We start from the raw sequence: 6095 nt of genomic DNA on the forward strand, positions 1-6095 counted from the left end.
CACCATTTCTATATAGAAATGGATGTTTTTTTATGTTTTTTAGAAAAGGAAATTAATTTCTGTAGAATTTTGTCGCTTTCTCTCTTGACCATATCGATACTTCATTGTTAGAATCTAGGGAGATAATATAAAAAAATCCTTCATATATCCTCGATGATATGGTTTGAGAGTCTCTACCGGGTTACCGTAAACAACCTGACTATGAAGGCAGTGCGTCTTATATTTATAAAGAGTGGAAGACTATCTTTCTTTATAAAGCCAGACCCCTGCCTTTTCTTTGTTATGAGACTAGAGGCGGAGGACTGGCTTTTTTTATTATATTAGTAATGCTTTTTGCCTAATTGGTAAAAATATTTATATACGAGAACTAACGTTGGGGTGATTATTTTGAAGAAGCAGCATGATACAATTATCGTTTTAGATTTTGGGAGTCAGTACAATCAGTTAATAGCACGTCGAATTCGTGAGTTCGGTGTATACAGTGAACTTCATCCACATACAATTACTGCAGAAGAAATTAAAGCAATGAATCCAAAAGGGATTATCTTCTCTGGTGGACCAAATAGTGTATACGGTGAAGGCGCATTACATTGTGATGAAAAAATCTTTGAACTAGGATTACCGATCTTCGGTATTTGTTACGGTATGCAGCTTATGACGCAACACTTCGGTGGGAAAGTAGAACGTGCAAACCACCGTGAGTACGGAAAAGCTGTTCTTAAAGTAGAGAACGAATCAAAATTATATGCGAACCTTCCAGAAGAGCAAGTTGTATGGATGAGCCATGGTGACTTAGTAACTGGTTTACCTGAAGGATTCGTAGTAGATGCAACAAGTGAGTCTTGTCCAATTGCTGGTATGAGCAATGAAGACAAAAACTTATACGGTGTACAATTCCACCCAGAAGTACGTCATTCTGAGCACGGTAACGATTTAATTAAAAACTTCGTATTCGGCGTATGTGGTTGTTCTGAAGGATGGAACATGGAGAACTTTATCGAAGTAGAATTAGAGAAAATCCGTGAAACTGTTGGAGACAAAAAAGTACTATGCGCACTTAGCGGCGGTGTAGACTCTTCTGTTGTAGCAGTATTAATTCATAAAGCAATCGGCGATCAATTAACATGTATTTTCGTTGACCACGGCTTACTTCGCAAAGGTGAAGCAGAAGGCGTTATGAAAACATTCAGCGAAGGCTTCCACATGAACGTTATTAAAGTGGATGCACAAGAACGCTTCATGAACAAGTTAAAAGGTGTAGAAGATCCAGAACAAAAACGTAAAATCATCGGTAATGAATTCATTTACGTATTTGATGATGAAGCTTCTAAATTACAAGGAATGGACTTCCTAGCGCAAGGTACACTTTATACAGACATCGTTGAAAGTGGTACAGCAACTGCACAAACAATTAAATCTCACCATAACGTTGGTGGTCTTCCAGAAGACATGCAGTTCAAATTAATTGAGCCTTTAAACACGTTATTTAAAGATGAAGTACGTGTATTAGGATCAGAACTAGGAATTCCTGATGAAATCGTATGGCGTCAACCATTCCCAGGCCCTGGTCTTGGTATTCGTGTATTAGGTGAAATCACAGAAGAGAAATTAGAAATCGTTCGTGAATCTGATGCGATTTTACGTGAAGAAATTATTAAAGCGGGCTTAGACCGCGAAGTTTGGCAATACTTCACTGCGCTTCCTGGTATGCGTAGCGTAGGTGTTATGGGTGATGAGCGTACTTACGATTACACAGTAGGTATCCGCGCAGTAACATCTATCGACGGTATGACAGCTGACTGGGCACGTATCCCTTGGGACGTATTAGAGAAAATCTCTGTACGTATCGTAAACGAAGTAAAACACGTTAACCGTATCGTGTATGATATAACAAGTAAGCCACCAGCAACTATCGAGTGGGAATAGTATTATAAAAAAAGATCCATCTATTGCTCATGCATAGATGGATCTTTTGTGTTTTGCTCTTAATACGAACGAAAATGCAAAAGTTTGTAAAAATGTTCGTTTTTAAATTGACAAAACTACTTCATCGAGTTAATATGAGTATGTAATTCAAACGAAAAGTGAATATTATGCCGTCGTATAATATCGGGGATATGGCCCGAAAGTTTCTACCTAGCTACCGTAAATGGCTTGACTACGAGGCGTTTAGATAAAGATGAGGGTAAACTTGTCTTTATTCATAGAACGCTTCCATGTATATGCAATGGAAGCCTTTTTTATTTTTAATAGATAAAAGAGGGCTAGGGAGATTACGGCGAGTAATCATATAACGGGGGAAACGTAAGATGAAACGCTATTTTCAGTTTGATGAACTCGGTACAAATTATAAAACAGAGTTCATAGCAGGTTTAACGACATTTTTATCTATGGCTTATGTACTATTTGTCAATCCTGCTACGCTGTCACTTGGAAATGTTAAAGGGTTACCAGCAGGTACAGGAATGGATCCGGGTGCAGTATTCATTGCTACAGCATTAGCAGCAGCGATTGGTTCGTTAATTATGGGGATATTCGCGAAGTATCCGATTGCTTTGGCGCCGGGTATGGGAATTAACGCGTTCTTTGCTTATACGGCAGTGTTAACGATGGGTATTCCATGGCAGACAGCAATTGCTGGAACGTTAATGTCAGGTATTATCTTTATTATTCTTACAGCTTCAGGTATTCGTGAAAAAATCATTAATGCAATTCCATCAGAGTTAAAGTTTGCAGTAGCGGCAGGTATCGGATTATTCATTGCCTTCCTTGGCTTCCAAAATGCCGGAATTATCGTGAAAAATGATGCTGTTCTTGTTGGGTTGGGGGATTTAACAAAGGGCACAACGTTACTAGCAATCTTCGGGGTTGTTACTACAATCATCTTCATGATTAAGAAAGTTAATGGTGCAGTGTTCTACGGTATGATTCTTACAGCAATTTTAGGAGTAGCGACAGGATTAATTGATACTCCAAAAGCTGTAGTGGGAGCAATACCGAGTCTAGAACCAACGTTCGGTGTGGCGTTAACTCACTTCGGAGATATTTTCACTGTTCAAATGGTGATTGTTATTATAACGTTCTTCTTTATCGATTTCTTTGATACAGCAGGTACACTTGTAGCGGTTGCGAATCAAGCTGGATTAATGAAGAACAATAAATTACCACGTGCAGGAAAAGCATTATTTGCAGATGCGATTGCAACTGTAATCGGTGCGATCTTAGGTACATCAACAACAACGTCTTACATTGAATCTTCTGCAGGGGTAGCAGCGGGTGGACGTTCTGGATTTACAGCAGTTGTAACAGCGGGGTTCTTCTTGCTGGCACTATTCTTCTCGCCATTATTAAGCGTTGTAACACCAGCTGTAACAGCGCCAGCATTAATTATTGTAGGGATCTTGATGGTTTCATCTTTAGGCGAAATTGATTGGAAGAAATTCGAGATTGCAGTACCAGCATTCTTTACAATCATTTCAATGCCACTTACGTATAGTATTGCGACAGGGATTGCAATCGGGTTTATCTTCTATCCAATTACAATGGTAGTAAGTGGTCGTCGTAAAGAGATTCATCCAATTATGTATGTTATGGGAGTTTTATTCGTACTATATTTCATCTACGTTCGTAAATAAAAGGGGTTTTTTGAAAGGTCTAGACTTAAGGGGAGTCTAGACCTTTTTTGCGTCTTCAGAAAATCTTAAGGATTTCCGAGCGTTTTTCTTCAGAAGTTTTCCTATAATAGAAGTTAGGGATTAAAAAAGTGATGGGGGAGATATTGTGGCGCACGAAACAATACTTGTCGTAGATGATGAAAAAGAAATTAGAAATCTTATTACAATCTATTTAAAGAATGAAGGATATAAAGTGTTGCAAGCAGGAGACGGAGAAGAAGGATTACGTTTACTAGAAGAAAATGAAGTACATCTAGTCGTATTAGATATTATGATGCCAAAGGTAGATGGTATTCATATGTGTATGAAAGTAAGAGAATCGAAAGAAATGCCGATTATTATGCTTTCTGCGAAAACGCAAGATATGGATAAAATTTTAGGATTAACAACAGGTGCAGATGATTACGTAACGAAACCATTTAATCCGTTAGAGTTAATCGCAAGGATTAAATCTCAGTTACGTCGTTATATGAAGATGAATGGTTTTGCTCTTCAAAATGAGGACGAGTTAGAAATTGGAGAGATGAAAATAAACATCTCCACTCATACAGTCATTGTGGATGGAGAAGAAGTGAAACTGACCCCGAGGGAATTTTCGATTTTAGAATTACTAGCTCGTAATCCGGGGATGGTCTTTAGCGCGGAACAAATTTATGAAAAGGTTTGGAACGAAAGATCTTTCCAGTCGGATAACACGGTAATGGTTCATATTCGGAAAGTGCGTGAAAAGATTGAGGAGAATCCAAGGAAGCCAATATATATAAAAACAGTATGGGGAGTGGGGTATAAGATTGAAAAAGATATTTAATCCATTTACTTATGTTAGGAAATTTCGAGAATTAATTGGAAAGATAATGAAGAGTGTGAAACGGAGTGTGCGAATTCAACTTATTACTGCGTTTACTGCTTGTGCGCTATTAGGTCTTTTGTCAGCAAAGGCAGCAGCGCCGTTTTTTGAGAATGCGAATCGGAAGGCGATGATCGATTATCGGGCTGGTATGGAGGAGATTAATCAACAAGCTCAAGGAGCGGCAAATAGTTCGGTTCATGAAAATAAATTAGAAGCTATATCCGATATGATCGAAAGGGAGAACCAAAGTTTAGAGCGAGGACCTAGAGCTTTAAAAATATTGGTTACTGACGAGAGCGGTAAAGTTTTATATAAAACGAAGCAGGCGCAAGAAGAGCAAATTGATTTGCATAATACGATTCGTAATGCAGCATCCTTTGCGATCAACTATTCAAATGGCCAAGATGCATTTGAAAGTACAAGAAAAGAATTTATAGCTTTTGCACCTATTACAATAGAAGATAAGAATTTATACATGTTTGTTAGTGGGATTCCAGAAGGTGAAGTAATATATGATACGCAAGAAGGGCCGTTTCCATTTTGCATAGGTGTACTCGTATTTATTTTCTCTTTCTTCTATATAACAAAGAGAAAGATGAAGCAAATTGAAGCGATGGCACAAGGTGTAAAGGAAATAGAAAAAGGCAACTTAGCGTATCGTATTGAGAAGAAAGGTGAGGACGAGATTGCGTCTTTAACTGAGAATATTAATAATATGGCAGAAGAGCTTATGAATAATATAGAAAAGGAACGTAAATTAGAGAAGCAAAAGAATGAGCTTATTACGAATGTATCTCACGATTTGCGTACACCACTGACTTCTATTATGGGTTACTTGCGATTACTTCGAGATTCTAAATATGAAAATAAAGAACAACATGATGAGTATACGAGAATTGCTTTTGCGAAGTCGGAGCAGTTAAAGAATTTAATAGAAGATTTATTTGAGTATACGAAGTTAACAAATGAGCAAGTTGTATTAGAAAAACAAGAGGTTTGTATAAATGAGTTATTGGAGCAATTAATAGAAGAGTTAGTACCGCAGGCAGAAGAGCATGGACTTGCGTTTGTTAAGAAGTTTCCTGAGGAACGTGCCTATGCAGCGGTTGATTCGGAAAAGATGGTACGTGTATTTGATAATCTATTAATGAACGCGATTAAGTATAGTAAAGATGATGGGGAGATAAAAGTTTCTCTTCAAAGGCAGCGCCGGGATATACAAATTGTAATTGCGAATCATAGTGAAGAGTTTACGAGAGAAGAGCTAGGGAGTTTGTTTGAACGTTTTTATAAGAAGGATCAATCTAGAAGTAGAGTAACAGAAGGATCGGGACTTGGATTAGCGATTGCGAAAAGTATTGTTGAGCTGCAAGGTGGTAGTATTCGAGCAGAATATGAGGATGGTATTATTCAGTTTATCGTCTCGTTACCAATTATAGAAAAATAATAAATGAATAGAATGATATTTGATAAAAAGGCTTATTTTAAAAGAAATAAGCCTTTTTATATTTTTTTAGAAAAATATGTTGACGATTAGAGTATAGAGGTGTAATATAGGACAAGTCGCCGAT

At 37.6% G+C, this 6095-nt stretch carries 4 protein-coding genes and 2 riboswitches; all 4 genes read left to right on the plus strand.

All coding sequences use genetic code 11. The annotated features are described in order from the left end of the window. Positions 1-120: 120 nt before the first annotated feature. Positions 121-222: riboswitch (purine riboswitch) on the plus strand. A gap of 165 nt (positions 223-387) precedes the next feature. The 4 genes from guaA (at position 388) to GFJ36_RS01230 (ending at position 5971) form a co-directional block, all read left to right on the plus strand. Further along, entirely contained in the window at positions 388-1926 is a 1539-nt protein-coding gene (guaA, locus tag GFJ36_RS01215; RefSeq protein WP_098133539.1) for a glutamine-hydrolyzing GMP synthase, read from the plus strand. Positions 1927-2079: 153 nt separating this feature from the next. Continuing rightward, a riboswitch (purine riboswitch) is annotated at positions 2080-2181 on the plus strand. A gap of 128 nt (positions 2182-2309) precedes the next feature. Next, positions 2310-3635 (plus strand): NCS2 family permease, encoded by a 1326-nt coding sequence (locus tag GFJ36_RS01220; protein WP_157349429.1) that lies wholly within the window; start codon positions 2310-2312, stop codon positions 3633-3635. A 145-nt stretch (positions 3636-3780) separates the two neighbouring features. Beyond that, entirely contained in the window at positions 3781-4482 is a 702-nt protein-coding gene (locus GFJ36_RS01225; RefSeq protein ID WP_087981820.1) for a response regulator transcription factor, read from the plus strand. Then, entirely contained in the window at positions 4466-5971 is a 1506-nt protein-coding gene (locus GFJ36_RS01230; protein ID WP_088610257.1) for a sensor histidine kinase, read from the plus strand. The genes GFJ36_RS01225 and GFJ36_RS01230 overlap by 17 nt, the downstream gene beginning before the upstream one ends. Positions 5972-6095 lie beyond the last annotated feature (124 nt).

This window comes from Bacillus sp. EE-W1 (assembly GCF_009760835.1).
Lineage (GTDB): Bacteria > Bacillota > Bacilli > Bacillales > Bacillaceae_G > Bacillus_A > Bacillus_A wiedmannii.